Here is a 26,122-nt window from a genome sequence, read left to right on the forward strand (position 1 = left end):
GGATTTGAATAATCGTAGCGGTCGCTGGTATCTGACGCTGTTCGCCAATCTGGCCCTATGGGTCGTGTATTTCGGCACCGGCCGCCTTGGGCTACTGCTGGCGCTGCCGCCGAGCTACGCCTCCCCGATCTTCCTGCCGGCCGGCCTGGCGCTGGCCGCCTGCGCCGTCGGCGGCGCCCGGCTGCTGCCGGCGGTAGCGCTGGGCTCGCTGTCGGTCAATCTGGTCTATCCATGGCTGAGCCCGCAAGGCATCAGCGTCACCAGCTTCCTTGGCGCGCTGGCGCCGGCGGTCGGCGCGGCGCTGCAGGCCTGGGTCGGCAGCACGCTGTTCCGCCGCTACATCGACAGCGCCATCGGCTCCGGCCGCGACGTGGTGCGCTTCATCGTGCTGGCGGCCTGCGTCACGGTGGTGTCCAGCACCGTCTCACTGTCCGGCATGCTGATGCTGGGCATCCTGCAGCGCGACACCCTGGCCACCGACTGGATCGCATGGTGGATGGGCGACACCATCGGCATCCTGCTGGCGGCGCCGCTGACCTGGATCGTGATCGGTCGGCCGCGCGCGCTGTGGGCGCGCCGGCGCACCCTGGTCGGCTTGCCGCTGCTGCTGTCGGCCGCCGCCTTCATCGCCATCTACCTGCAGGCCGACCGCTGGGAAAGCAACCAGCAGTTGCAGACCTTCCGCCTCAAGGCGCAGCAGACCGGCGACATGCTGCAAGCCCAGTTCAGCGAGCACGAACGCTTCATCTACGCCATGGCCAAGGCGCTCAACGATCCGCGCCGCGCCATCAACGCCGAGGACTTCGGCAACCTGGCGCACGGCTATCTGGACCAGCGCCCCGAGCTGCTGTCGATGGCCTGGCTGATGCCGGTGGCCGGCAGCGAGCGCCCGGCGTTTGAAGCCTGGGCACGGCAGCAGGTCGATCCCAAGTTCAGCATCCGCGAGCGGGTCGAGCCGTCGGGCGAATTGAAGACCGCGGCCCAGCGCGAGCGCTACTTCGCCATCACCTTTGTGGAACCCGAGGCGGGCCGCGATTACGTCGGCATGGACATGCTGTCCGAAGAGCGCCGCCGTGCCGCGCTGGAACGCGCCATCCAGTCCGGCCAGCCGACCGCCACCGCGCCGCTGCGCTTTGCCCGCGCCGAACCGGGCGGCGGCCTGCTGTTGCTGCAGACCGTACATCCCAACAACAACCACCGCCAGGCCGTGGGTTCGCTGCTGATCGCGATGCAGTTCGAGGCGTATCTGCGGCAGGCGCTGAAGCGCTCCGAGTTCCCCTACTTCCTGGTGCGCTTTGAAGACACCGACGACGACAGCCCGAGCCGCGTGGTGCGCGACACGCTGCAACGGCCGGCGGCCGCCGGCGACTTCCAGCGCCAGCTGCATTTCGGTGGCCGCATCTACGAGCTGACGCTGGCGCCGACGGCGGAATATCTGCAACAGCAGCGCGGCTGGCAAAGCTGGACCGTGCTGACCTGCGGCCTGCTGCTGACTGGCCTGCTGGGCACGTTGATGATGCTGATCTCCGGCGAGCGCGCCCGCATCCAGGGCGAGGTCAAGGAATCGACCTCGCGCCTGCGTCAGCGCGAGGCACGGTTGCAGGCGATCCTCAACAAGGCGGCCGACGCCATCCTCACCATCGACAGCAATGGCGTGCTGATGTCGGCCAACGCCGCCGCCGGCCGCCTGTTCGGCTACGCGCCGGAGAAGATGAGCGCGCTGCCGCTGGAGCGCTTGATCCCGGTCGGCGTCGGCGAGGCCGCCGGTCTCGACGCGGCCGGCCTGCTGCGCATGATCGCCTGCGGCGTCACCCACGAATACGAGCTGCCCGGCTGGCGCAGCGACGGCAACGAATTCCCGCTGGCGATGTCGGTGTCGGAAGTCGAACTGCCGGACGAGCACCTGTTCGTCGCCATCCTGCACGACCTGACCGAACAGCACCTGGCGCAGGAACGCATCCACCGCCTGGCCCACCACGACACCCTGACCGGGCTGGCCAATCGGCTGTCGCTGAACCTGCGGCTGGAGCAGTTGCTGGCGCAGACCCGGCGCAACGGCGGCATGGCGGCGGTGCTGTTCATCGACCTCGATCACTTCAAGAAAATCAACGACACCCACGGCCACGCCACCGGCGACCTGCTGCTGGTGGCGGTGTCGCAGCGGCTGCAGGAACTGCTGCGCGAAGTCGACACCATCGCCCGCCTCGGCGGCGACGAATTCATTGTCGTCACCGACGGCGCCATCTCGCCGGACGACGCCTCCAACATCGCGGTGCGCATCGTCGACGCGCTGACCGCGCCGTATCACCTGAACGGCAAAACCGTGCACAGCGGCGCCTCGGTCGGCGTCGCCATGTTCCCCGACGATGGCGAGGACGCCGGCACGCTGATGCGCCACGCCGACACCGCCATGTACGCCGCCAAGAGCCTGGGCCGCGGCAACTTCCAGTTCTTCTCGGCCGAGATGAACACCGCCACCCACGAGCGCCTGATGCTGGAAAACCGCTTGTGGCAGGCACTGGAACAGGAAGAATTCGAACTGTATCTGCAGCCGCAGATCGAGCTCGCGACCCAGCGCATCATCGGCGCCGAGGCGCTGCTGCGCTGGCACCATCCCGAGCTGGGCATGGTCGGGCCGGACCGCTTCATTCCGATCGCCGAGGAATCAGGCCTGATCATCCCGCTCGGCGACTGGGTGCTGCAGCGCGCGATCAGTTTGCTGGATTCGTGGCGCGCGCCGGGGCTGGCGCACCTGCGGCTGGCGGTCAATCTGTCGGCGCGCCAGTGCCACGGCCCAGGACTGCTGCCGCATCTGGACCGGCAGCTGCACAGCCATGGCATCGATCCGGCGCTGCTGGAACTGGAGATCACCGAATCGGCGGCGATGCAGGATCCGGAACGCAGCCGCACGCTGTTGAACGAACTGCGCTCGCGCGGCATCAAGGTGGCGATCGACGATTTCGGCACCGGCTATTCGTCGCTCAGTTATCTGAAGCTGTTCGAGATCGACCGCATCAAGATCGACCGTGGTTTTGTGAAGGATATCGAGAGCGATCCGAATGACGCGGTGATCGTCGCCGCCACCATCGCGCTGGCCCATTCATTGGGACTGGAAGTGATTGCGGAAGGGGTGGAAACCCAGGCGCAGCGGGACTTCCTGCGTGCCAAGCAGTGCGATGAAGCGCAGGGCTATCTGTTCGCGCGGCCGATGCCGGTGGCGCAGTTTGAAGCGATGGTGAAGGCAGCCACCGCGCCGGTGGCCGCCGTTTGACGCCGCCCGCTTAGCCGGGCGTGCGGCCGATGGAAGGGTCGCGTTCGATCATCTCCAGCAGCGCCGCCACCACCTCGGGGTCGAACTGCTTGCCGGCGCGGTCGCGGATGTAGTTGACCGCCTCGGTGTGCGGCCACGGCTCCTTGTACGGACGCTCGTGCAGCAGCGAATCGAAGACATCGATCACCGCCACAATCCGCGCCGCGATCGGAATTTCACGCCCCTTCAGCTGGTTCGGATAACCATTGCCGTCCCAGTGCTCGTGATGGCCGCCGGCGATCTGCGCGCCATAGGTCAGATAGCTGACGCCATCCACCATATTCGCCGCGCGCTCCAGAATGGTCCGCCCCACCGCCGCATGCTGCTGCATCTCGGCGCGCTCCTCCGGCGTGTGGATGCCCGGCTTGAGCAGAATGTGATCCGGCGTCGCCACCTTGCCGACGTCGTGCAGGATCGAGGCCAGGCCGATCATTTCCAGCAGCTGCGGCGTCACCTCGTCCGGATACGACCCGCGCTCGTGCAGCCGCTGCGCCAAGGTTGACGACAGCAGTTGCACCCGCCGCACATGGCCGCCGGTGCCGCTGTCGCGGAACTCGGCCAGGTCGGCCAGCGCCACCACCGTGGCTTCCTGCGCCTTGCGCAGCTGGCCGAACATGTACAGATTGTCGAACGCCGCCGCGATGCGCTGGCAGAACACTTCCAGCAGGTCGCGCTGGATCTGCGCCAGCGGCCACGGCGGCGTCACCGAGATCGCCACCTCGCGGTTTTCCTGGGTGTGGATGAACAGCACATTGGCCGGATGTTCGAACTGCGATTTCTTTTCCGCGAACGCCTTCGAGATGGTGGGCCACAGCGGATGCGTGGCCGGCATCAGCTCGGCGTCGTTCAGCTCGGCGTAGCCGCCGGTGGCCGCCACCACGGTGGTGACGCCGGTGTCGCCCTGCATCAGGCACAGCACGCCGTCCGAGCCGACGTCCAGGATGGCGCTGACCTGGTTCAGCACCCCGGACGCGAACTCGCGCAGCGAATGGATCTGGTACAGATTGGTGGCGCCGGCCAGGATCTTGCCGAGGCCGATGCGGCTGCGCTCCAGCATGTTCAGGCTCTCGTAGGCGCGCAGCGCCGAGATCACCGTGGTGAACAGCTTTTGCGTGGTCAGCTCGGTCTTGGCCTTGTAGTCGTTGATGTCGTATTCGATGATGACGCGCTGCTCGGGCGCCTGGCCCGGCTGGCCGGTGCGCAGCACCACCCGCACGATGGAGTTGTGCAGCTCTTCGCGGATGCGGCGCGCCAGTATCAGTCCGGCGTCGTCGGTTTCCATCACCACGTCCAGCAGCACCAGCGCGATGTCCGGCGTGTCGCGCAGAATGTCGTAGGCTTCGCGCCCGCTGTAGGCGGAGAACAGTTCCAGCTCGCGGCCCTTGAAACTGACGTTGCGCAGCGCCAGCCGGGTGACGGCATGGACATCGACATCGTCATCGACGATCAGCACCCGCCACAAGCGCTGGTCTGGAGCGCCGAGACCGCTGGCGGGAAGCTCTTCTTCGTCTTCGTCGATCAGCCAGTTGTCGTCTGCGGCGTTGGAATCTGTCATGCGTGCTCTCCTATTGTGACCCTAGGATAATCAGATTCCCACCCTGTGACAACTCTTATCGGACAGGGGCGATGCCCTAGTTGTTGACCGGTGACGCCCCTGCTTCCGCGCCGGCGACAGCGGTGCGGCTGCTGGTCGCGCCGCAGGCGCCCGGGTTGGCGCTGACATCCAGGTTCTGGTAGCGGATTTCATACTTGCCGTTGGCTAGTTTATCGACCAGCAGCTTGTCGTGTGCCTGCACATAGGCGTAGCGCACATTGGAGCGGCGGTCCATGTCGTAGACCTTGATGAACACCGCCGAGCCGTTGCCGGAGTTATCCAGCGTCAGCTGCATCTCGTCGCCGCGATTGCCGACCGGGAAGCCCTCCATATAGCCGGACTTGGTCGGCCATGGCTCGCCGTTGGGCGCCACCAGGGTCTGGGTTTGGTTTTCGGTGTCGCACTCGGCGCCCGCGCCGGGCAGCACCACCTGCGACATGGCCGCCACCCGGATCGGCGACGCCTTGTAATTATGCGATTCCGACAAGCGCACCGAGGCCCAGGCATCGCGCTGCTCGGCCTTGGCCTCGGCGCGCAGATCACGCAGCTCGCTGTGCGCCGGTGCCGAGTCGGCGGTGGCCGCGTTGGCGTTGATGCCGCCCTTGCCGCCCCAGGCGCTGCTCAATAAATTGCTCATCATCTGCGGCTCGGCCACCATGGTCATGCCGCCTACCCAGCCCAGCGCCAGACAGGCCGCCAGCCCGGCCCAGACCCGCCAGTCGCGGCGCCGGCCACGCCGCAGCGGCGACTCGTGCACATGCTCCGGATGCCAGCCGCTGTCATGCTTGCCCTTGTCGGGGCGATGATGGCCGTCCTCGTGGCGGGTGCTTTCCAGCCATTCGATTTCCCATTCCTCGGAGGCGATCCATTCGTCGTGCTCCTTGCGGCGCTGCGGGTCGGACAAGGTCTCGTAGGCGCTGTTGAGGATGGCCATGATGCGCGCCGCCTTCTCATCCCCCGGGTTTTTGTCCGGGTGGTATTTCTGGCTCAAGGCCTTGTAGGCGGCACGTATGACCTCCTGTGGCGCCATCCGCGACACTTTCAGGTTGTCATAGTGGGTGTGAGTCTTGGCCATGGCACGTAATCGATGCAGAATCAGTCATGATAGCCCATCTTAGCGCATGCAACCCGAAGATCAGGCAAGGAATTGGCTTGCATTTCTGCTCACTGTGCCTTTCTGTCTACAGCCGGTGCGTGCGGTCCTGCGCCACGATGGCCGCCGGCAGCTCGACCGCTTTGCCCACCGCCAGCACCTTGAACAATTCGCCCATTTCGGCCGGCGACACCAGCTTCTGCATCGCCTTGGCCTGCGGCAGATAGACCTTGGCGTCCTCGGGATCGGTACGCAGCAGCAGCTCGCCGATGCCGGCGCCCAGCAGGAAGCCGGACTGGTTCAGATAGCCCAGCACCTCGGCCCCGGCATCTTGCGCCGCCAGCGCCATCGCCGTGAAATCGACGTGGGCGGTGATGTCCTGCAGGCCCGGATAGTAGAACGGGTCCGGGTGAGCGTGATGGCGGTAATGGCACATCAGGGTGCCGGTGACGCGCTGGTCGAAATAGTATTCGCGCGCCGGGAAGCCGTAGTCGAACAGGAAGGCGGCATTGGCGCGGCCGGCGGCCAGCATGCGCGCCAGCGTCGCCATGAAGCCGCAGGCCACGCCATGCAGCTCGGTGACATAGCCGACCGGCAGATACTCGTGCTCTGGAATCTGGCGTTCGATCTGCGCCTGCAGTTCGGCGCCGGCCGGCGCTTCGAGGTAATCGAAACGGCCGTCGCGCAGCGTTACCTGCAATTCCTGCCAGCCGTCCGGGTGCTTGGTCACCAGGTGGACCGGCATCGCGTCCAGCACCTCGTTACCGAACACCACGCCGTCGAAGGACTCGGGCAAGGCGTCCAGCCATTGCACCTGCGGGAAGTCGCGCAGCTTTTCCTGCTGGCGGCCACGCAGCTCGCCCGACAGTTCGACGATGTAATAACGCTCGACCTTCACCCCGGCGGCGCTCAGCTCGGTCAGGATGTCGAACGCCAGCTTGCCGGTGCCGGCGCCGAATTCAAGGAGGTTCGGCGCGCTTTGGGCGATAATAGCGGCTGCAACCTGCGCCAGCGCAGCGCCGAACAGCGGCGACAGCTCGGGGGCGGTTGTAAAATCGCCATCTTTTCCCAGCTTGGCGGAGCCGCCGCTGTAGTAGCCCAGACCGGGCGCATACAGCGCCAGCTCCATGTAACGGGCGAAGGAAATGGCGCCTGCGTTGCTTTCGATATCGGCGGCAATCAGGTGCTGCAGGGCGTGGGACGCGGCCAGCGCGTCGCTAGAAGGTACGGGTAAGGACATCCCGGCATTATATCCAGTTCAAACATGATGACAGCACAGGACAACTCAGCATCCTCCGGCGCCCCGGCGCCCGCCCCCCGCGTCGCGTTGGTGACCGGCGCCGGCCGCCGCATCGGCCGCGCCATCGCTCTCGGGCTGGCGCGCGCCGGTTGGGACGTGGCGGTGCACTACCGCGCTTCCGCCGCCGAAGCGGCCGCCGTGGCCGCCGAGATCATCGCGCTGGGCCGCCGCGCGGTCGCCCTGCAAGCCGACCTGTCGGACGAGGCGGCGGTGCGCGCACTGCTGCCGCGCGCGGTGCAGGCGCTGGGCGCGCTGCACTGCGTGGTCAACAACGCCTCGCTGTTCGACTATGACAGCGCCGAGGACTTCAGCAGCGCGCGCCTCGACGCCCACATGCACGCCAACGTCGCCGCGCCCATCCTGCTGGCGCAGGCGCTGCACGCGGCCACGCCGGACGGCCAGCAGGCCGCCGTCATCAATCTGCTGGACCAGAAGCTGTACAATCTCAACCCGGATTTTCTGTCGTACACGCTGTCCAAGGCCGCGCTGCACACCGCCACCACCATGCTGGCGCAGCAGCTGGCGCCGAAGCTGCGGGTGGTCGGCGTGGCGCCGGGGCTGACCATGGTGTCCGGCGACCAGAGCGAAGCCGGTTTCGCCAACGCGCACCAACAAACGCCGCTGGGCCGTTCCAGCACGCCCGAAGACATCAGCGACGCCGTGGTGTATGCCGCCTCGGCGCGCGCGCTGACCGGCACCACGCTGCTGGTCGACGGCGGCCAGCACCTGCTGCCGCTGCCGCGCGACGTCATGTTTTTGGCTAAATAAATTCAATCATTAAAAGGTATTCCCATGCTGTCCGCCCTGATACACCCGCAACTGAACGACTGCCGCCGCCTGTTCCTGCGCAATTACGAAGTGATGATCAACATCGGCGTCTACGAGTTCGAGAAAAAGGGCGAACAGCGTTTGCTGATCAACGTCGACCTCTACATCCCGCTGTCGGTCTCGTCGCCGCAGCACGATCAGCTGGAGGAAGTGGTGGACTACGACTTCATGCGCAACACCATCGCCCAGCGCATGGCGCGCGGCCACGTCCAGCTGCAGGAAACGCTGTGCGACGACATCGTGCGCGAAATGCTGGCGCATCCGAGCGTGCGCGCGGCGCGCGTGTCGACCATGAAGCCGGACGTGTATCCGGACTGCGAAGGTGTGGGCGTGGAAGTATTCAAAATCAAGGAAGCAGCATGAACGCCGTTATCGAACCAGTGAGCGTCAAGTCCGCCGAGAAAATCGCGCACGAAAACAATAAACTGCACAAGCGCCTGTGCCGCCTGGTCGGCCAGGCCATCGGCGACTTCAACATGATTGAAGACGGCGACAAGGTGATGGTCTGCCTGTCCGGCGGCAAGGACTCCTACGCGCTGCTGGACATCCTGATGACGCTGCGCGAACGCGCGCCGATCAACTTCGAGATCGTGGCCGTCAATCTGGACCAGAAACAGCCCAACTTCCCGGCCGACATCCTGCCGGCGTATCTGGAAAAGCTGGGCATCCCGTTCCACATCGAGAACCAGGACACCTACAGCATCGTCAAGCGCCTGATCCCGGAAGGCAAGACCACCTGCTCGCTGTGCTCGCGCCTGCGCCGCGGCATCCTGTACCGCGTGGCCGATGAACTGGGCTGCAACAAGATCGCCTTGGGCCACCACCGCGACGACATCCTCGAAACCTTCTTCCTGAATATGTTCTTCGGCGGGAAAATCAAAGGCATGCCGGCCAAGCTGGTGTCGGACGACGGCAAGCACATGGTGATCCGTCCGCTGGCCTACGTGAAAGAAGAAGATACCGAGCGCTACGCGGAAGTGAAGCAGTTCCCGATCATCCCATGCGACCTGTGCGGCTCGCAGGAAAACCTGCAGCGCAAGCAGATCAAGATGATGATGCGCGACTGGGAAAAGAAATTCCCCGGCCGCGTGGAAAACATCTTCTCGTCGCTGTCGACGGTGGTGCCATCGCACCTGATGGACCGCGACCTGTTCGGCTTCAAAGACATCAAAGCCGACGGCATCGCCAACCCGCAAGGCGACATCGCCTTCGACGAAGAACCCTGCTCCACCCCGGCCACGGTACCGGGTATCATTCCATTACAGCGGGAAGAGTGAAGCAAACCAACTGACGGGAGCGCGCCATGGCTAACAGCTTATGTATCGAAGTTCAGGTAACGCCAGAACTCAAACAGGCAGTCGACGAGATCGCTGCCTTATCCGGCCAGGCGCTTCCCGAAATCGCACAAGATGCACTGGAACACTACGTAAGTTGGCGCAGCGCCCAACTGACCGATCTGCAGGAAGCGATCGCAGCAGCTGATCGCGGCGAATTCGCATCCGAAGACGAAGTTCAGGCCCTGTTCGCGCGCTATGGCGCCTGAGCTCCCAATTAAATGGACCAAGCGCGCAGTCTCCGACTTGTTCGTTTTTTGGGACGGTATACTTCAAGTATATTCTTAGTCTTAGTCAGCTTTGCACACCCACTCTCAAGTCCTCAGTGCATCAGTAGCATCCCTAAATGTTCTAACTTCAAGCGGCATCCCTTCTGAAAATATCAGAATGGAGTTCTTCTTAGTTGATACCGCTCTGTCTGCAGCATTCAATCCTCTCAACATTTGTAACAATCCAGGTTCCTTGTCAGCTTTAAGAAATGCTGCAACAAGGTCGCGATCAGGAAGATCTGGACATGGCCCCTTCAAATTTTCGTGTGCGCGCGCAAGGATCTCGCTTGCCAGTGCCAGGGCCTTTAGATAGCGGTCATCGCCTTGTTGGAATTTCGGCTGACTTTCCGTCAATCGTATTTGTCACTGTCGGCCGCATTTCGGCGCTTATGCCGGAAGCGGGTCAGCAAAAAGCTGTCGCGAAATGCGTATAGACTTTTTACGCTCTCAAAATCAAGCGGCATCCGGCGACATCATCCATGCGTGAAAGGCTCATGCCAGCCTTCGACTCTCCCAGCATATTGCTTTCCCTGCCCTCGGCTAATGAGCTGCACCACCAACCTTGGGTAAGGGAGAAAAAATGAAGATCGATACCACCAATCTGGCGGCGGCTTTTGCTGCCAGTAGCAGCGGCACCAGCAAAAAGAGCAGCGACTTCGGCGCGCTGCTGGAGCAGGCTTCGGCCAAGCAATCCGATGCCGCTTCGGAGCTGAAAGAGTATGTGGACATGTCGCCGGCGGAACGCATGACGCAGGCGATGATGAAGAAGCTGGGCATCACGCAGGAGGCGTTCAACGCCATGACGCCGGCCCAGCAGACCGCCGTCATGAACAAGATCAACCAAATGATCCAGCAGCAGATGGAACAACAGACGGCGCAGAATCAGGGCGCCGCCGTCTCCATCAAGATTTAGTACTTCTGCGCGGTGCGCATCACCGGGTAGAGGTTGAAACGCTCGTCCCACGAGGCGTGACGCTTGGCGAAGAATTCCAGGCGCTTCTGCGGGCTCTTGTTGAAGTCCGCGTCGCTGTCCAGCTTCTTCTGGAACTCGGCGCGCAGCGCGGGATCGGCGTCCAGCTGGTCGCGCGCGACTTCTTCGGCCACGTAGTCTTCCATATACTCCTTGCGCTCGAAGAAGTTATTGAATTCGCCCCAGGCCAGCAGGCCGTCGCCGCCGCGCGGTTCCAGCAAGGTCATGACCAGACGCGCCTTCGGCTGCGCGATCGGCACGAACAGCGCGCCCTTGGCCACCGGACGGCGTTCGCGGCCCCAGTCACCTTCCACCGCCAGCGACTGATGACCTTCAAACGGCTGCGCGCTGAACTTGGTCTTGGTGGCGCGGAAGGTCTCCACCTCGGCCGACATCTGATCGGCGTTGATCACCTTGAACTCAATGCCATGCTGTTTCAGCTTGGCCGCCACCAGCGCCGCTTCCGCCGCCGGCACAATGTAGCCGCCCAGCGGCGCCTCCACTTTCAGATCCGGCACGACCTCGTCGCGCAATGGCACGGTCCACATCTGCGGCTTGCTCTCGTCATAGCGCGTCCACAGGCCGCCGGAAATCTCCGAATGCTCACGCGTGTAGGCGTAGCCGGCGAACTGGATGGTCTTGGTGTTGTAGGTGGTGCGATAGCTGAGCGGCACCTCGCTGCCGGCGATCGCCACCGCGCGCTGGTCGGCTTCGCGTGCCAGCTTCTGCCACTCCTGGCCATGCTGCGCCACCTGCGACAGCAGCGAGACGATGGTGTTGTGGGTGATGCGCACGCGGGTCGGGTAATCCTTCCACGAGTGGGTTTCCACCAGCATGGCGAAGCGGTTACGCAGCGGGAAGTAGCCGGTCGAGAAGCGCGGCGTCGACATCGAATCGACAAAACCGGACATCGGATCGTCTTCCTTGTCGAACGAGATGTAGTATGGCTTCGGATCGGAACCCTGCGCCTTCAGGTCCGCCATCACATTCTTCTGCAGCGCGGCGCCGGCCACCTTCAGCGCCTCGTCGCCGCCGTGCACCGGCTCCACCTGGATCGACACATCCGGCTGGAACTTGGCGCCATCGGTCACGTGCAGGTCGACATAGGCCAGCGGGTCCCAGGCATTCACCAGCGCCAGCATGGCCTGCATTTCCGGCGCGTCGGCCTTCACGTAATCGCGATTCAGATTGTAGTTCTGCGCGGTGACGCGCCAGCCCATCTCCACCGGGCCGCGCTGGTTCGGACGATTGTTCTTGCCAAAGCGCTCATGGCCATCGACGTTGAACACCGGGACGAACAACAGCACCTGCTTGTCCAGCGCGCCCGGTGCCACCTTGTTCTCCAGCGCTTCACGCAGCGCCAGGAAGCCGGCGTCCTTGCCGTCGATCTCGCCGGCATGAATGCCGCCCTGGATCAGCATCACCGGTACGCCCTTCTTCTTCGCCTGCTCGGCGGTCAACGCACCGGTGCGGGTGACGGCCAGCGCCAGCATCGGCCGGCCTTCCGGCGTGCGGCCGTACTCAAAGCAGCGCACCTGCTTGGGATAGGCTTTCTGGAACTGGCTGCACAGGGCGATGACTTCATCATAACGGCCGGTGCTCTGGAAGCCGGAACGTTCAGCGACAGTGGTCAAAGGGGCGGTGGCGGGAGCGGCGTGGGCCAGCGATGCGCTGGTGGCAAAGGCAAGCAGAATGGCGGAACGGATCATGGAAACTCTTCCAGCTTAGGGTTGATCGACCGATGCCTGTACCGGCATCGGATGCGTCGAAAATTATAGTCCGGTTCCGCCGCTTGCGATCATCGATCTCGTATCGATATTTCCTGCACCTCGTGCCGCAGCGGCGTCAGGATCACGCTGGATGCCGCCGCCTTGCGCAGCGCCTGCGCCACCGGCGGACAGACACCGGTGCTGCGATAGCTCAGCGCCGCCGCCAGCATGCCTTCCGCCGGATCGCCCTGCGCGTGCGTCAGGTCGTCGGCAACACGGCAGGTGGGCGCAAAGCCGTCGGCGTAATCGCCAAAGCCTTTGTTGTTGGTGCCCTGGATCTGAATCGCGAAATAGGTGGTGCCGCAGTTGGCGGCCGGCGTGAACGCATACGGCTTGCCGCAGGTATCGCCGCCGATCAGGTTCACTTCCACATCCACCCCTCGCAGGCTGTTGATGACCGACTCGCTGGCCGAGCAGGTGCCGGCCGCCGTCAGCACCGTCACGCGCTTCAGGCCCAGATAAGGCAAGGCGGTGCCGGCCTTGATGGTGTTATCCGATTTGTATCCGGCCGCCGTCGACTGGAACAGAATGGCCGGCTGCGGCTTGGTCTTGTCGTTGTAGGTCGGCTGTTCAAACACCTTGCCGCTGGTCGGGTCGGGGCCGGCGACCATGTACGCCAGCTCGCTGGCGATGGTCAGCAGGCCGCCGCCGTTGTAGCGCAGGTCCAGCACCAGATCCTGCACGCCGGCGTCCTTGAACGACTGGAAGGCAGTCACCAGTTGGCCCTCGGCCACCGCATTGTGTTCGTTGAACTGCAGGTAGCCGACCTTGCCGTCCGCCGTGTCGAGCACCTTGGCCAGCCGCACCGGCGGTACCGTCAGCGTCACCGCCGCCACCGTGCCCCGCAAGGTGGTGCCGTTGCGGCTCCAGCTCAGTTGATGGCTTTCGCCTGCTGTGGTGGGCGCCAGCGCGGCGTTGATGGCCGCCACCGCGCTGCTGCTGGTGTCGCTGACCGCGATGCCGTCCACCGACACCAGGCTGTCGCCGCGCTGCAGTCCCGCCAGCGCGGCCGGCGAATTCGGCTCCACCATGCCGGCGGTGAGGATGCGCGACAGCGTGGCGTCGTTGTTGCGCAGCCAGGTGATGCCGTAGCTGACCGAGGTGGCGGCGTTGTTCATCGCCTCCCAGGTCGCGGTGGGATAGGTGAAGTGGAAGCGGTCCTTGGGACGGCCGGAGGCGGTGATGGCGCTCGTCTTCAGCTTGTTGAACCAGGCGATGGCGCTGCTGTAGTCGGCCATGTTCAGTTCGGCCGGGATTTCGCGGTACCACAGATAGGTCTCGCCAAAGTAGGAGCTGAGCCACTTCATCTCATCGGTCAGCGTGCCCTGCACGTCCGAGAAGCCGGTGCCGCGCGGCGCCGCGCAGTGATTGAGCAACGTGTACCAGTCCGGCAGCGTCGGCGTGGTCGGCGTTTCAGGCGTGGTGGGCGTGGTGGGCGTGGTGGGCGTGGTGGGCGTGGTGGGCGTTTCAGGCGTAGTCGGCGTGGTGGGCGTCTCCGGTGTGGTCGGCGTTTGCGCCGCCGTGTCGGACGAACCGCCGCCGCAGCCGGCGATCAACGCGGCCAGCGCCGCCCCCAGGATGAGATGATGATATTTCATCAAAGCATTATAGCTTTTCCTGCAAGTCCGGATCATCCCGCAACAGCGCCCCCAGCCAATCGGCAAACACGCGCAGGCGCGGCGACGACATCCGCCCCTGCGGATACAGCAGCGAGATCGGCATCGGCGTCGGCAGCGTGTCTGCCAGCACCTCGACCAGCGCCCCGCTCCGCAGATGCGGACGCACCTGATAGCGCGCCGTCTGCGCCAGGCCCAAGCCCTGCAAGGCGCAGCTGACACTGGCCTCGGCATCGTTGACGCTGATAACGCTCCGCACCTCGGTCGTCACCACACTGCCATCGACCATAAAATCCCAGTCATACGGCCGGCCGGTGAGACCGGAAAAATGCAGGATGCCGCGATGCTCGCGAATCTCGCTCCACACCTGTGGCGTGCCATGCGCCGCCAGATACGCCGGTGACGCGCAGGTGACAAACCCCATGCTGCCCAATTGCCGCCCGATCATCGCCGAATCCTGCAACGCGCCGATGCGCAGCGCACAGTCGGCGCCCTCCTCGGTCAGATCGCGCACCCGCTCGCTCAGGCTGACCACCAGCTCAATCTCCGGATAGGCGCGGCAAAACTCGCCCATGTGCGGCATCAGCGCCAACCGGCCGAAGGTTCCCGGCAGCTCCACCCGCAGCTTGCCGCGCGGCTGGCCGGCGGCCTGACCACGGAACGCGCCCTCGGCCTGCTCCACCGCCTGCAGGATTTCCAGACACTGGCGGAAGTAAACGGCGCCGTCCGGCGTCAACGACAAGCGGCGCGTGGTCCGCTGCAACAACTGCGTGCCGAGGAAGGCTTCCAGCTTCTTGATGGTGGCGGTGAGCGCGGCGCGCGGCAGGTCCAGCGTCTCGGCGGCCTTGGTGTAGCTATTGGCCTCGACGATGCGGACAAAGGTCTGCATGGCTTTTAATCGGTCCATTGTTCACATAATGTGAAAAGTATAGGTGCATTATGCCCTAATTATCTTTGTTCCGACTTTGCCTAGAATCTGCTCATCGCACTCTCACTGGAGAACCATCATGAGCAACAAAGACATCAGCCCCGGCATGGTCACACTGCTGGCCAGCGCCACCGGCCTGATCGTGGCCAGCTTGTACTACGCCCAAACCCTGGTCGGCCCGATCAGCGCCTCCACCGGCCTGTCGCCCGCAGCGGCCGGCCTGATCGTCACCCTGACCCAGATCGGCTATTGCATCGGCCTGCTATTCATCGTCCCGCTGGGCGACCTGCTGGAAAACCGCCGCCTGATCTTCACCGGCCTGCTGTTCACCAGCGCCATGCTGGTGCTGGCCGCAATCAGCAGCAGCGCCTGGATGTTCCTGACCGCCGCGCTGGGCATCGGCCTGGGCTCGGTGGCGGCGCAGATCGTGGTGCCGTTTGCCGCCCACCTGTCGCAGGAAGCCACGCGCGGGGTCACCGTCGGCAAAGTGGTCAGCGGCCTGCTGCTGGGGATCATGCTGTCCCGCCCCGCCGCCAGCCTGATCGCCGACGCCACCAGCTGGCACGTAGTGTTCGCCGGCGCCGCGCTGGTGGTACTGGCGGTGGCCTTCGTCCTGCGCGCCAAACTGCCTGAGCGCATGCCCAACCACCACATCAGCTATCCCAAGCTGATGGCATCGCTGTGGCAGCTGTTCCTGCAAACGCCGGTACTGCGCCGCCGCGCCGCCTATCACGCCGGTCTGTTTGGTTCGTTCAGCCTGTTCTGGACCGTGACACCGCTGATGCTGGCCAGTCCCGCCTTCCACCTGTCGCAAACCGGCATCGCCATCTTCGCGCTGGTCGGCATGGCCGGCGCGGTGGCCTCGCCGATCGCCGGCAAGCTGGCCGACCAGGGTCACACACTGATGGCCACCGCCGCCGCGCTGCTGCTGGGCGTGATCGGCTTCGCGCTGCCGATGCTGGTACCGGGTTCGCGCAATGTCGCACTGGGGGTGTTGGTACTGGCCTCGATCGTGCTGGACATGGGCGTCGCGGCCAACCTGGTGCTGGGCCAGCGCGCCATCTTCAGCCTGGGTGCGGAAGTGCGCAGCCGCCTGAACGGCGTCTACTTCGCCCTGTTCTTCGCCGGTGGCGCGATCGGCTCGGCGCTGGGCGGCTGGATCTACGCCACCCACGGCTGGCACGCCGCCCTGCTGACCGGCATGGCCTTCAACGCTATCGCACTGCTGTATTGGGTCAGCGAATATCTGACCCACGCTAGCCAGCGCAAAGTTGTGGTTTAAAAAAGGTCTACACCAACCGATCGGCAGATATTGCTGATCGGTCCTTTACCTGTGCATCATGATGCACTCGCCAAGACTGTACCCAGAATGCCGGCATTCGGAATACTTATCGAATTCAGCCTGAAGTACACTGCCCAGCACAAAAAATAGTATCGCGAAGACCATTGCGCCGACATGCACGCGATATTTGGGTGGAGGCTCTTTGTTATACCAAGCAGCTAAACAATCCACCGCATAGCGTCCATAGACGATGGCAACAATCGAGATTGTCAACAGAAGCGTAATAATTCCAACAGAAAAGCCCATAATTTCCTCACTGGTTGAGTTAGATCTGAAGATCCTATCTCTGGGCATCGTGTAGCGTTTGATGTACATCAAGAGCTGCGTCGGAGGCAAAATAAGGGATGAAGATAAAAGGCGCCACTTGGGCGCCTTTTCTTTACGGGTCGATAGTTTAAGCAGCGTGCGGGGCGGCCGCCTCGCTTGCCGATGCCGGCGTGGCGACCGGTTTGCCGAAGCTGGCCAGCAGGCTGGCTTGTTTCTGCTTGGCCGCGTTGAGGTGGCGTTCCTTGACGTGGCCGTAGCCGCGGATGTCTTCCGGAATGCTGGCGATGGCGACTGCCTGTGCCAGGTTCTCGGCCGTCAGCTTGGGCAGCAGGCTGGCGATGGTCTGGCGGTATTCAGCGATCAGCGCGCGCTCCATCTTGCGCTCGGCGGTACGGCCGAACGGGTCGAGCGCGGTGCCGCGCAGACCTTTGAATTTGGCCAGCACGCCGAACGCTTTCATCATCCACGGGCCATACTGCTTTTTGATCAGATGGCCCTGCGCATCGGTTTTGGCGAGGATCGGCGGCGCCAGATGGAACTTCAACTGGTACTCGCCTTCGAACATGCCAGCAATCTTCTGCTGGAACGCGCCATCCGTGTACAGGCGAGCGACTTCGTATTCATCCTTGTAGGCCATCAGTTTGTAGTAATAGCGCGCCACGGCTTCGCTCAGACGCGTGCCTTTTCCTAGCTTGGTCTCGGCCGCGTGGACTTCGTCGATAAACGATTTATATTGTTTAGCATAATCCGCATTCTGATAGGCGATCAGCAGCTCGATACGTTTGGTGACGATATCGTCCAGCGTCTGAATGCGTTTAAACTCGATCACCTTGGCCGGGGTGGTCAGCTTGGTCACCGACGCCAGGTCGTGCGCGGCTGTGCGGCCCCAGTGGAAGGCGGCCTTGTTGAACGCCACCGACACGCCATTCAGTTCGATCGCCTTGATCAGCGCCGCCTCGCTCAGCGGCACATGGCCTTTCTGGAAGGCGTAGCCCAGCATGAACATATTGGTGGCGATGGAGTCGCCCATCAGCGCGCTGGCGATCTGGCCACCGTCGATAAAGTCGACGTGGTCGTTGCCGCAGGCGCGCAGGATTTCGCCACGCGAGCCGGCATCCGGGAACTGCCAGTCCGGATTCTTCACAAACGCCGCCGTGGTGGCGCCGCTGGAATTGACAATGGCGTGCGTGCGTCCCTCGCCCATGCGCGACAGGGCGTCACGCGAGGCGGTGACGATCTGGTCGCAGCCGATCACCAGGTCGGCGCTGCCAGTGCCCACGCGGGTGGAATGCAGATCGCTCTGATGATCCGCCAGCCGCACGTGCGACATCACCGGTCCGCCCTTCTGCGCCAGTCCGCTCATGTCCAGCACGATGGCGCCCTTGTTCTCGACGTGCGCCGCCATCGCCAGGATCTGGCCAACCGTCACCACGCCAGTGCCACCAATGCCGGTGATGAGAATGCCAAACGGCTGCGCGGTCGAAGGCAGCACCGGCATCGGCAACGCCATCTGCGGCGCATCGCCCACTGCTGCTTTCTTCGGTTTCTTCAGTGCGCCGCCTTCCACCGTCACAAAGCTCGGGCAGAAACCGGTGGTGCACGAGAAGTCCTTGTTGCACGACGATTGGTTGATCTGGCGCTTGCGCCCCAACTCCGTCTCCAGCGGCTCCACTGACAGACAGTTGGACTGCACCGAACAGTCGCCGCAACCCTCACACACTGCTTCATTGATCACCGCGCGCTTGGCAGGATCCGGGTATTCGTTGCGTTTGCGGCGACGACGTTTTTCGGACGCACAGGTCTGATCGTAAATCATGGCCGACACACCCGGCTTGTCGCGCAACTCGCGCTGCACATCCATCAACTCGCTGCGATGGCGCACGGTGACACCAGGCGCCCAGTTGTAATCCGACGGGTACTTCTCCGGTTCATCGGTCACCACGATGATCGGCGACACGCCCTCCGCCGCAATCTGACGCGAGATCATGCCGGGATCAAGCGGGCCGTCGAAAGCCTGACCGCCGGTCATGGCCACCGCGTCGTTGAACAGGATCTTGTAGGTGATATTGACCTTGGCCGCCACCGCCGCCCGTATCGCCAATATCCCCGAGTGGAAGTAAGTACCGTCACCAAGATTGGTAAACACGTGCTTCTCGTTGGTGAACGGCGCCTGGCCCACCCACGTCACGCCCTCGGCGCCCATGTGGGTGAAGGTCGAAGTCTCGCGGTCCATCCACAGCACCATGTAGTGACAGCCGATGCCGGCCAGCGCGCGCGAACCTTCCGGCACCTTGGTCGACGAGTTGTGCGGACAGCCGGAGCAGAAGAACGGCGTGCGGTCGGTCTGCGGATTGGCCTTTACCGGCAGCGATTTCAGCGCCGCTTCCTTCGCTTCCAGATAGGCGATGCGCTCCTGCACGCGTTGTGCCACTGGATGGCCGTGGCAGTAATGGGCAATGCGCGAAGCGATGGCGCGCGCGATCTGCGCCGGATTCAGTTCATAGGTCGCCGGCAGCAGCCAGTCGCCATGTCCGGTCTTACCGTGATTGCTCCACTCACCGGTGTCGTCGAACTTGCCGACGACGCGCGGACGCTGGTCGTCGCGCAGGTTGTACAGCTCTTCCTTCAGCGCGTATTCGAGAATCTGGCGCTTCTCCTCGACCACTAGAATCTCTTCCAGCCCCTTGGCGAATTCCTGCACGCCTTCCGCCTCCAGCGGCCAGGTCATGCCGATTTTGTACAGGCGAATACCGATGTCGGCGGCGGCCTGCTCGTCGATGCCCAGGTCGGCCAGCGCCTGACGCGTGTCCAGATAGGATTTGCCGGCGGTGATGATGCCGATCTTCGGCTTGGGCGAATCCCAGATAATTTTATTCAGCTTGTTGGCGCGGCAGTAGGCCAGCGCGGCGTACCACTTGTAGCTGTTCATGCGCACTTCCATGTCCAGCACCGTGTCCGGCCAGCGGATATTCAAGCCGCCTTCCGGCAGCTCGAAATCGGTCGGCAGCTGGATCTGCACGCGGTCCGGATCGAAGTCCACCACCGCGCCGGATTCGATGATATCGGTCACGCACTTCATCGACACCCACAGCCCGGTGTAGCGGCTCATGGCCCATGCGTGCAAGCCGTAGTCGATATACTCCTGCACTGACGATGGATACAGCACCGGTATGCCGCAGGCGTTCAGGATATGGTCCGATTGGTGCGCGGTGGACGAGGACTTGGCCGCATGATCATCGCCGGCCAGCACCAGCACGCCGCCATGCTGCGCGGAGCCGGCGTTGTTGGCATGCTTGAAAACGTCGCCGCAGCGGTCCACGCCCGGCCCTTTGCCGTACCACATGGCGAACACGCCATCGTACTTGGCATCCTTGAACAGATTGGTTTGCTGGGTGCCCCAGACGGCGGTCGCCGCCAGGTCTTCATTCATCCCGGGATGGAATTTGACGTGATGTTCGTCGAGGTACTTCTTGGCCTTCATCGCCGTCATGTCGACGCTGGTGACCGGGGAACCGCGATAGCCGGTGATATAGCCTGCGGTGTTCAGGCCAGCTTTCAAATCGCGCTCGCGCTGCATCATCGGCAGGCGTATCAGCGCTTGCGTGCCGGTCATGAAAGCGCGGCCGCGTTCCAGGGTCCATTTATCGTCCAACGTAATGTCGGCCGGATCCAATAGCAAACCCTTTTGAGGTGCATTCATTTCTTTGTCTCCAATTTTTTGAATCAGCGCGACAGTGCCGGCTAGGCTTTGCCGCGTTCACGCCGGTGCTCCGTCTATGTGCTTTGCTACCGGCTTTGGTACTACTCTACTCCTTTAGCACACCCCTTTTGATTTGATCCAGTTCGATCGATTCAAACAGCGCGCGGAAATTGCCTTCACCGAAGCCCTGGTCACCCTTGCGCTGGATGATCTCGAAGAAGATCGGGCCGATCACGTTCTGGGTAAAAATCTGCAGCAGCAGCTCGCGTTCGTTCTCGCTGCTGTGGCCATCGATCAGAATGCGCAGGCGGCGCAGCTCTTCCAGCCGCTCGCCGTGGTTCGGCAAGCGACGGTTCACCAGTTCGTAATAGGTCTCGATGGTGTCCTGGAACTGAATGCCATCGTGCTTCATGCCCTCGACCGAGGTGTAGATATCATCGCTGCCCAGCGCGATGTGCTGGATGCCCTCGCCGTGGTACTCGTCCAGATACTCGGCGATCTGCGACTTGTCGTCCGACGATTCGTTGATCGGAATGCGCACCTTGCCGCATGGGGAAGTCATGGCTTTCGACTTCAGGCCGGTCAGCTTGCCCTCGATGTCGAAATAGCGGATCTCGCGGAAGTTGAACATCTTCTCGTAAAAGTCCGCCCACTCCTTCATGCGGCCGCGATGAACGTTGTTGGTCAGGTGATCGATATAGGTCAGGCCACGGCCGACCGGATGCGGATCAGCACCCGGAATCGCCACGAAGTCGACGTCATAGATGCTGATGTCACCGATGCCGCCCTGCTGGCCATTCTTGCCGCGCCAGCGGTCCACCAGATAAATCAGCGAATCGCCCACGCCTTTAATCGCCGGGATGTTCAGCTCCATCGGGCCGGTCTTGTTATCGAAGCCCCAGGCGCCCAGTTCCAGCGCGCGCCGGTAGGCAGCGGCGGCGTCCTGCACGCGGATCGCGATCGCGCACACCGAAGGACCATGCTGGCGCGCGAAGCGCTGCGCGAACGAATCCTGCTCGGCGTTGATGATGAAATTGATGTCGCCCTGACGGTACAGCGTCACATCCTTGTGGCGGTGGCGGGCGATTGCAGTGAAGCCCATGCGCTCAAACAGCGCCCCCAGGGCTTGGGGATCGGGGGCGGCGTATTCGACGAACTCGAAGCCGTCGGTGCCCATCGGATTGTCCCATGGCTGAAATTGCATGCAAGTCTCCTTTTTTATAGCGGTCAGTATAGATCCGCCGTCGAAGCATTAAATTGCAAACAATTCCCGGCTGCCGCCGTTTTGAGCAATAATATTGCCCTAAATCCGTAACCAAGAGGTATTTATGACCAAAATCGCGCTAGACAAAACCGACCGCAAGATTTTATCCATCTTGCAGGCCGACGGGCGCCTGTCCAACCAGGACGTGGCCGAACAGGTAGCGCTGTCACCCTCCCCTTGCCTGCGCCGCATCAAGCGCCTGGAGGAAGCCGGCGTGATCCGCCAGTACGTGGCCCTGCTGGACCCGGACAAGATTGGCCTTGGCCTGCTGGCCTATGTGAACGTGCGGCTGGAAAAACACAGCGACGCGGCGGCGCACAGCAATGCGCGCGCGCTGGGCGCGCCCAACGCGCCGCCGTCGCCGCGCCAGGACTTTGCCGAATCGGTGGCGCACTGGCCGGAAGTGGTGGCCTGCTACGCCATGACCGGCGAGATGGACTATCTGCTGCGGGTCCACGTCGAAGACATGGACCACTTCTCACGCTTCATGATGGCGACCCTGCTGCGCCACCCGGCGGTGCTGGACGTGAAATCCTCGTTCGCCCTGCAGCGCGTCAAGGACACCACCGCGCTGCCGCTGGTGTAAGCCTTATTGCAGGTTGAGGCCCAGCTTTTGCAGCGCCTCGCCAATCGGGATGAACAGGCCGATGCCGGCGGCGTCGGCCTTGCGGGCGGCGATGCCGATCAGGCCACCGTCCGCATCCACCAGCGGGCCGCCGCTGTTGCCAGGATTGATGGCGACATCGCTCTGGATATAGGTCTGCTCATCGAATTTGCGCACGCCGCTGAACACCCCGCGCGTCACGGTGCTGCTCAGCGCCGCGCCAAATGGCGAGCCAATCGCATACACCTCATCGCCGGTCTTGGCGATGGTCTGGCGCACGAACATCGGCACCGGCGGTTCAATGTCGGTCTTGATCAGCGCCACGTCGCGCGCGGTATCGGTGCGCAGCACCTCGCCCGGCACCGAGTAACCGCCCAGCATGCGGATGCGCACAAACTTGGCGTCCCCCACCACGTGCTGGTTCGAGATCACATAGCCATCACGGCCGATGTAGAAGCCGGAGCCGCTGACGCCCGCATTCTCCACCGTCACCACGGCGCTCAGCAGTCCCTTGGAGTTGGTCTTGACGTTTTCCTTGGGCTTGGCGCCGTTCTTCACCGCCAGTGGTTCCAGCGCGACCGTCACCGGCACCGGTGCCTTGTCGCGGAACGCATCGACGTACGCAGGATCGGCAAACAGCTGGTTCACAACATTGGTCATCAGATTGTCGTAGAACTGGTTTTCCTTGATCTTGCTGTCCGAGCTGTAGCTGGCGTCGATCGCTCGCGAGTACACCACTTTCTGCAACTGGTTGGAGAACAGTTCGACCTTCAGCGTCACCGACGAGGTGCCGCTCATTTCCGGTGCGGTGACGCAGATGTTGTTGCTCATGGCGTTCAGCGAGAAGCCGACACGGTAGTCGGCGCCATTGCTGGCGGTGGGGCTGGCAAACGCCGAATCGTCGGCCGCGTAGCGCGGATAGCCCAGCGCGGTGGAGCGCTCCTGGAACACCTCGACCATGCGACGCGTCAGGTACTGGTCATAGGTTTTGTTGTACGTCATATCGGTCGCGCCATTGCAGAACAAGCCGCGCGACACCGTGCCGATCTTGAACGGCGGCTGTATCGTCACGCGCCAGTTTTTCAACTGGGCGGTCTTGGTCAAACCTTCGGCGGACACATTGATTGGCGTGGCGGCGTGGGCCAGGGGCACGGCCGCCAGGAGCGCGGCGGCAAGCAGGCTGGTGAGCGATTTCAATCGAGATCCCTGAGATATTGTTGTGATTCCACAATATTATCTCAATGATATTCTCAAATCATTGCAGATTGGTAAGGTTGCTTATTTGCGGCGAAACAGCCGGCCCAGCCACTTGGAGGCGATGCGTTTGTTGGCTTTGAGGGTGTAGTCCAGCACCGCGAACTGTTCGTGCAGCGCTTCCTGCAGCATGCTGGCCGGATCGGCCGGCAGCAGCTTGAGGTAGGCGTCGGCCTCGCCGTAGTCGCGGTGGATTTCCATGCCGGCCTTCTTCGCGATGTGCATCATGGTTTTGTTGGACGACAGGCAGTGCATGTACAGCGTGTCGACGTCGTTGTTGCGGCAGTGGATGGCGGCGCGCTCGAACAGCCGCGAGCCGACGCCCAGGCCGCGCGCCGATTTATTGACCGAGACCCCAAACTCCGCCACCCGCTCCTTCTCGGTGGCGCTGTTCTTCTCATCGCGCGGCGCAAACGCCAGATGGCCAACCGCCACCAATCGGAACACCCGGTTGTAGACGCCAAACACCATGTCGCGCGAGAAGTCGATGCGCTTGACGTAAGCCTCCACCTGCTCGTCCGGCAGCACCGAGCCGAAACGCAGCAGGCGGTCGCTGTCTTCCAGCTCCATGAAATGACGCAGCATGCGGCGCCGGTCACGTTCGCGCAGTTCCTTCACCGGCACCGTCGGCCGGCGTTTGCCGTCCTTGTCCCGTCCCCAGCGGCGCAGGGGATTCTGGAACAGGTCGGACGAATTCATGCCGGCGCCCCGTCATCCTCATCGGGCAGCGACAGCGCGGCCTTGACCGCAGCCACGCGCGCCTGGTGCACGCGCTCGGGAATGCGCTGCGGTTGTTCGGCGCAGGCGGCGGCGATCTCGCCGGCGTTGACGCCACGTGCCGCCGCCAGCGCGCGCTCCAGATGCTCCATCTGCGGGAACGGCTTGTCGGCAAAGCTGGCATTGGGACCGATGCGGCCGCGCGAATCGCACTCGGTGGCCTGCAGCATTTGCGTGAAGCGCGCCGGCTTGCGGAAGCCGTCGCAACGTTCGAACAGCTTGACGATGGTGTTGGCGCGCAGCTGCAGCGCACGGCCGACGTTGCCGTGTTCACGCGTGGTCATCACCGCCAGGTCGCGACAGTCGGTCGGCACCCGCAGGCGCTTGCACAGCTGCTCCACCAGCTTGATGCCCAGTTCTTCGTGGCCGTGATGCGATGGCCATTTGTCGGATGGCGTCACCGCCTTGCCCAGATCGTGCATCAGACTGGCGAAACGCACCGGCAGCTCGCGCTCCAGCGCGGCCGCGCAATCGACCACCTGCATCACATGCACACCGGTGTCGATCTCCGGATGCCATTGCTCCGGCTGCGGCACGCCCCACAGCGCGTCCAGCTCCGGCAGGATGCGCGCCAGGGCGCCGCAATCGCGCAGCACTTCGAACATGCGCGATGGCTTGTGTTCCATCAGCCCGCGCGACAATTCCTGCCACACGCGTTCCGCCACCAGCGCGTCGACCTCGCCATCGGCCACCATCTGTTTCATCAGCGCGTTGGTTTCCGGGGCCACCGTGAAATCGCTGAAGCGCGCGGCAAAGCGCGCCAGTCGCAGGATGCGTACCGGGTCTTCGGCGAAGGCATCGGAGACATGGCGGAACACGCGCTGTTCGATGTCGCGCTGGCCGCCATACGGGTCGGTCAGCGTGCCATCGTCGGCGCGGGCGATGGCGTTGATGGTGAGATCGCGCCGCACCAGATCTTCTTCCAGCGTGACGTCGGCCGAAGTGTGGAACACAAAGCCCTTGTAGCCGGGCGCGGTCTTGCGCTCGGTGCGCGCCAGCGCGTATTCCTCCTGCGTCTGCGGATGCAGGAACACCGGGAAGTCCTTGCCCACCGGGCGGAAGCCTTGGGCGATCATCTGATCCGGCGTGGCACCCACCACCACATGGTCATGATCCTTGACCGGCAGGCCAAGCAGCGCATCGCGTACCGCGCCGCCGACAACGTAAGTCCGCATCATCTTAGTCCGGCATTTCGGCGTCGTGCTTGGGCGCCGTTTCGGTTTCGGCCAACGCCTCGCTGACCCAGCGCGCCACCGCCGGATGCGCCAGCACGCGCTGGCAGTAGGCGTCCAGCGCCGGCGCCAGCGTCACGCCGTAAGTGCGGAAGCGCATCACCACCGGTGCATAATAAGCGTCGGCGATCGAGAATTCTCCGAACAGGAACTGGTGGTGACCAAAGCGCGACAAACACTCTTCCCAGATTTCGCTGATGCGGCCGATGTCGGCCTGGGTGCCCGGCGTGCGGCCCTTGCCCGGATAGCTGCCGCGAATATTCATCGACATCGAGTTGCGCAGGTCGCTGAAGCCGGCGTGCATCTCGGCGCACACCGAACGCGCGATGGCGCGCGCCGCCACGTCCTGCGGCCACAGATGCAGCTCGGGGAACTGCTCGGCCAGATATTCGCAGATAGCCAGGCTGTCCCAGATCGTCATCTCTTCGCCAGCCAGCAGCACCGGCACCCGGCCCGAGGCGGAATAGCTGCATATGCGGTTGGCGGTGTCGTCGCGGTCCAGCAGCACGCGCACTTCCTGGAACGGAATGCCGAAAGCGACCATCGCCACCCACGGCCGCATCGACCACGACGAGTAGTTCTTGTTGCCGATGACGAGGGTCAGGCCGGGCGAGCGCGCGGCGGCCAGGGTTTGCGACAGGCTGGGATCGAGTTGGGTAGTCTGCATGACG

The 26,122-nt window shown here is 63.4% G+C and carries 22 protein-coding genes; 8 read left to right on the plus strand and 14 right to left on the minus strand.

All coding sequences use genetic code 11. From position 1 onward, the window contains the following. The first annotated feature begins 4 nt into the window (after positions 1 to 4). A complete protein-coding gene (locus tag GJ699_RS13210; RefSeq protein ID WP_154376873.1) occupies positions 5 to 3,271 on the plus strand; it encodes an EAL domain-containing protein in 3,267 nt (1,088 codons plus the stop codon). A gap of 10 nt (positions 3,272 to 3,281) precedes the next feature. On the opposite strand, the gene GJ699_RS13215 is transcribed toward GJ699_RS13210, so the two are convergent. From GJ699_RS13215 to GJ699_RS13225, 3 genes are all read right to left on the minus strand, one after another. Beyond that, a complete protein-coding gene (locus tag GJ699_RS13215) occupies positions 3,282 to 4,865 on the minus strand; it encodes a DUF3369 domain-containing protein (RefSeq protein ID WP_154376875.1) in 1,584 nt (527 codons plus the stop codon). Between the two features lie 76 nt (positions 4,866 to 4,941). Next, positions 4,942 to 5,979: a J domain-containing protein gene (locus GJ699_RS13220; RefSeq protein WP_154376877.1), complete on the minus strand. Its 1,038-nt coding sequence runs from the start codon at positions 5,977 to 5,979 to the stop codon at positions 4,942 to 4,944. Positions 5,980 to 6,085: 106 nt separating this feature from the next. Continuing rightward, positions 6,086 to 7,237, minus strand: a complete 1,152-nt coding sequence (locus GJ699_RS13225) for a class I SAM-dependent methyltransferase (RefSeq protein WP_154376880.1) — start codon at positions 7,235 to 7,237, stop codon at positions 6,086 to 6,088. Between the two features lie 24 nt (positions 7,238 to 7,261). Between GJ699_RS13225 and GJ699_RS13230 the strand changes: the two genes are divergently transcribed. The 4 genes from GJ699_RS13230 to GJ699_RS13245 are packed head-to-tail and all read left to right on the plus strand — an operon-like array spanning position 7,262 to position 9,668. Then, positions 7,262 to 8,065, plus strand: coding sequence for an SDR family oxidoreductase (locus GJ699_RS13230; RefSeq protein WP_154376882.1), 804 nt, complete (start codon positions 7,262 to 7,264; stop codon positions 8,063 to 8,065). A 24-nt stretch (positions 8,066 to 8,089) separates the two neighbouring features. After that, entirely contained in the window at positions 8,090 to 8,488 is a 399-nt protein-coding gene (locus tag GJ699_RS13235; protein WP_154376884.1) for a dihydroneopterin aldolase, read from the plus strand. Continuing rightward, entirely contained in the window at positions 8,485 to 9,402 is a 918-nt protein-coding gene (gene ttcA / locus GJ699_RS13240) for a tRNA 2-thiocytidine(32) synthetase TtcA (protein ID WP_154376886.1), read from the plus strand. The genes GJ699_RS13235 and ttcA overlap by 4 nt, the downstream gene beginning before the upstream one ends. Before the next feature lie 26 nt (positions 9,403 to 9,428). Then, complete coding sequence (locus GJ699_RS13245) at positions 9,429 to 9,668, plus strand: CopG family ribbon-helix-helix protein (RefSeq protein ID WP_154376888.1); 240 nt, start codon at positions 9,429 to 9,431, stop codon at positions 9,666 to 9,668. Positions 9,669 to 9,773: 105 nt separating this feature from the next. On the opposite strand, the gene GJ699_RS13250 is transcribed toward GJ699_RS13245, so the two are convergent. After that, a complete protein-coding gene (locus tag GJ699_RS13250; protein WP_154376890.1) occupies positions 9,774 to 10,082 on the minus strand; it encodes a hypothetical protein in 309 nt (102 codons plus the stop codon). A gap of 226 nt (positions 10,083 to 10,308) precedes the next feature. Here GJ699_RS13250 and GJ699_RS13255 point away from each other — a divergent pair, with 226 nt between their 5' ends. Further along, positions 10,309 to 10,641, plus strand: coding sequence for a hypothetical protein (locus GJ699_RS13255; protein WP_154376892.1), 333 nt, complete (start codon positions 10,309 to 10,311; stop codon positions 10,639 to 10,641). Here GJ699_RS13255 and GJ699_RS13260 read toward each other — a convergent pair. The 3 genes from GJ699_RS13260 to GJ699_RS13270 form a co-directional block, all read right to left on the minus strand. Beyond that, entirely contained in the window at positions 10,638 to 12,407 is a 1,770-nt protein-coding gene (locus GJ699_RS13260) for a M14 family metallopeptidase (RefSeq protein WP_154376894.1), read from the minus strand. The two genes, GJ699_RS13255 and GJ699_RS13260, sit on opposite strands and share 4 nt — an antisense overlap. 89 nt (positions 12,408 to 12,496) lie before the next feature. Beyond that, positions 12,497 to 14,065 (minus strand): S41 family peptidase, encoded by a 1,569-nt coding sequence (locus GJ699_RS13265; protein WP_154376896.1) that lies wholly within the window; start codon positions 14,063 to 14,065, stop codon positions 12,497 to 12,499. Between the two features lie 7 nt (positions 14,066 to 14,072). Further along, the gene (locus GJ699_RS13270) at positions 14,073 to 14,972 is read right to left on the minus strand and encodes a LysR family transcriptional regulator (RefSeq protein ID WP_308495516.1); all 900 of its coding nucleotides are present in this window, start codon (positions 14,970 to 14,972) and stop codon (positions 14,073 to 14,075) included. A gap of 118 nt (positions 14,973 to 15,090) precedes the next feature. Between GJ699_RS13270 and GJ699_RS13275 the strand changes: the two genes are divergently transcribed. Continuing rightward, positions 15,091 to 16,293, plus strand: a complete 1,203-nt coding sequence (locus tag GJ699_RS13275; RefSeq protein ID WP_154376900.1) for an MFS transporter — start codon at positions 15,091 to 15,093, stop codon at positions 16,291 to 16,293. A gap of 45 nt (positions 16,294 to 16,338) precedes the next feature. Here the strand turns inward: GJ699_RS13275 and GJ699_RS13280 are convergent, their stop codons facing one another. From GJ699_RS13280 to hppD, 3 genes are all read right to left on the minus strand, one after another. Further along, positions 16,339 to 16,668 carry a hypothetical protein gene (locus GJ699_RS13280; RefSeq protein WP_154376902.1) on the minus strand — a complete coding sequence of 110 codons (330 nt, stop codon included), beginning with the start codon at positions 16,666 to 16,668 and terminating at the stop codon, positions 16,339 to 16,341. 79 nt (positions 16,669 to 16,747) lie between these two features. Beyond that, a complete protein-coding gene (locus tag GJ699_RS13285) occupies positions 16,748 to 20,320 on the minus strand; it encodes an indolepyruvate ferredoxin oxidoreductase family protein (RefSeq protein WP_154376904.1) in 3,573 nt (1,190 codons plus the stop codon). A 106-nt stretch (positions 20,321 to 20,426) separates the two neighbouring features. Next, positions 20,427 to 21,524, minus strand: a complete 1,098-nt coding sequence (gene hppD, locus GJ699_RS13290) for a 4-hydroxyphenylpyruvate dioxygenase (protein ID WP_154376906.1) — start codon at positions 21,522 to 21,524, stop codon at positions 20,427 to 20,429. Positions 21,525 to 21,648: 124 nt separating this feature from the next. Between hppD and GJ699_RS13295 the strand changes: the two genes are divergently transcribed. Then, positions 21,649 to 22,170, plus strand: a complete 522-nt coding sequence (locus GJ699_RS13295; protein ID WP_154376908.1) for an Lrp/AsnC family transcriptional regulator — start codon at positions 21,649 to 21,651, stop codon at positions 22,168 to 22,170. A 3-nt stretch (positions 22,171 to 22,173) separates the two neighbouring features. Here the strand turns inward: GJ699_RS13295 and GJ699_RS13300 are convergent, their stop codons facing one another. The 4 genes from GJ699_RS13300 to GJ699_RS13315 form a co-directional block, all read right to left on the minus strand. Then, positions 22,174 to 23,385, minus strand: coding sequence for a S1C family serine protease (locus tag GJ699_RS13300; RefSeq protein WP_154376910.1), 1,212 nt, complete (start codon positions 23,383 to 23,385; stop codon positions 22,174 to 22,176). Positions 23,386 to 23,466: 81 nt separating this feature from the next. Next, positions 23,467 to 24,141, minus strand: a complete 675-nt coding sequence (locus GJ699_RS13305; RefSeq protein ID WP_154376912.1) for a GNAT family N-acetyltransferase — start codon at positions 24,139 to 24,141, stop codon at positions 23,467 to 23,469. Beyond that, positions 24,138 to 25,394 (minus strand): multifunctional CCA addition/repair protein, encoded by a 1,257-nt coding sequence (locus GJ699_RS13310; RefSeq protein ID WP_154377318.1) that lies wholly within the window; start codon positions 25,392 to 25,394, stop codon positions 24,138 to 24,140. The genes GJ699_RS13305 and GJ699_RS13310 overlap by 4 nt, the downstream gene beginning before the upstream one ends. A 4-nt stretch (positions 25,395 to 25,398) precedes the next feature. Continuing rightward, positions 25,399 to 26,118: a glutathione S-transferase family protein gene (locus GJ699_RS13315; protein ID WP_154376914.1), complete on the minus strand. Its 720-nt coding sequence runs from the start codon at positions 26,116 to 26,118 to the stop codon at positions 25,399 to 25,401. Positions 26,119 to 26,122 lie beyond the last annotated feature (4 nt).

The sequence above is a fragment of the Duganella guangzhouensis genome (assembly GCF_009674535.1).
Lineage (GTDB): Bacteria > Pseudomonadota > Gammaproteobacteria > Burkholderiales > Burkholderiaceae_D > Rugamonas > Rugamonas guangzhouensis.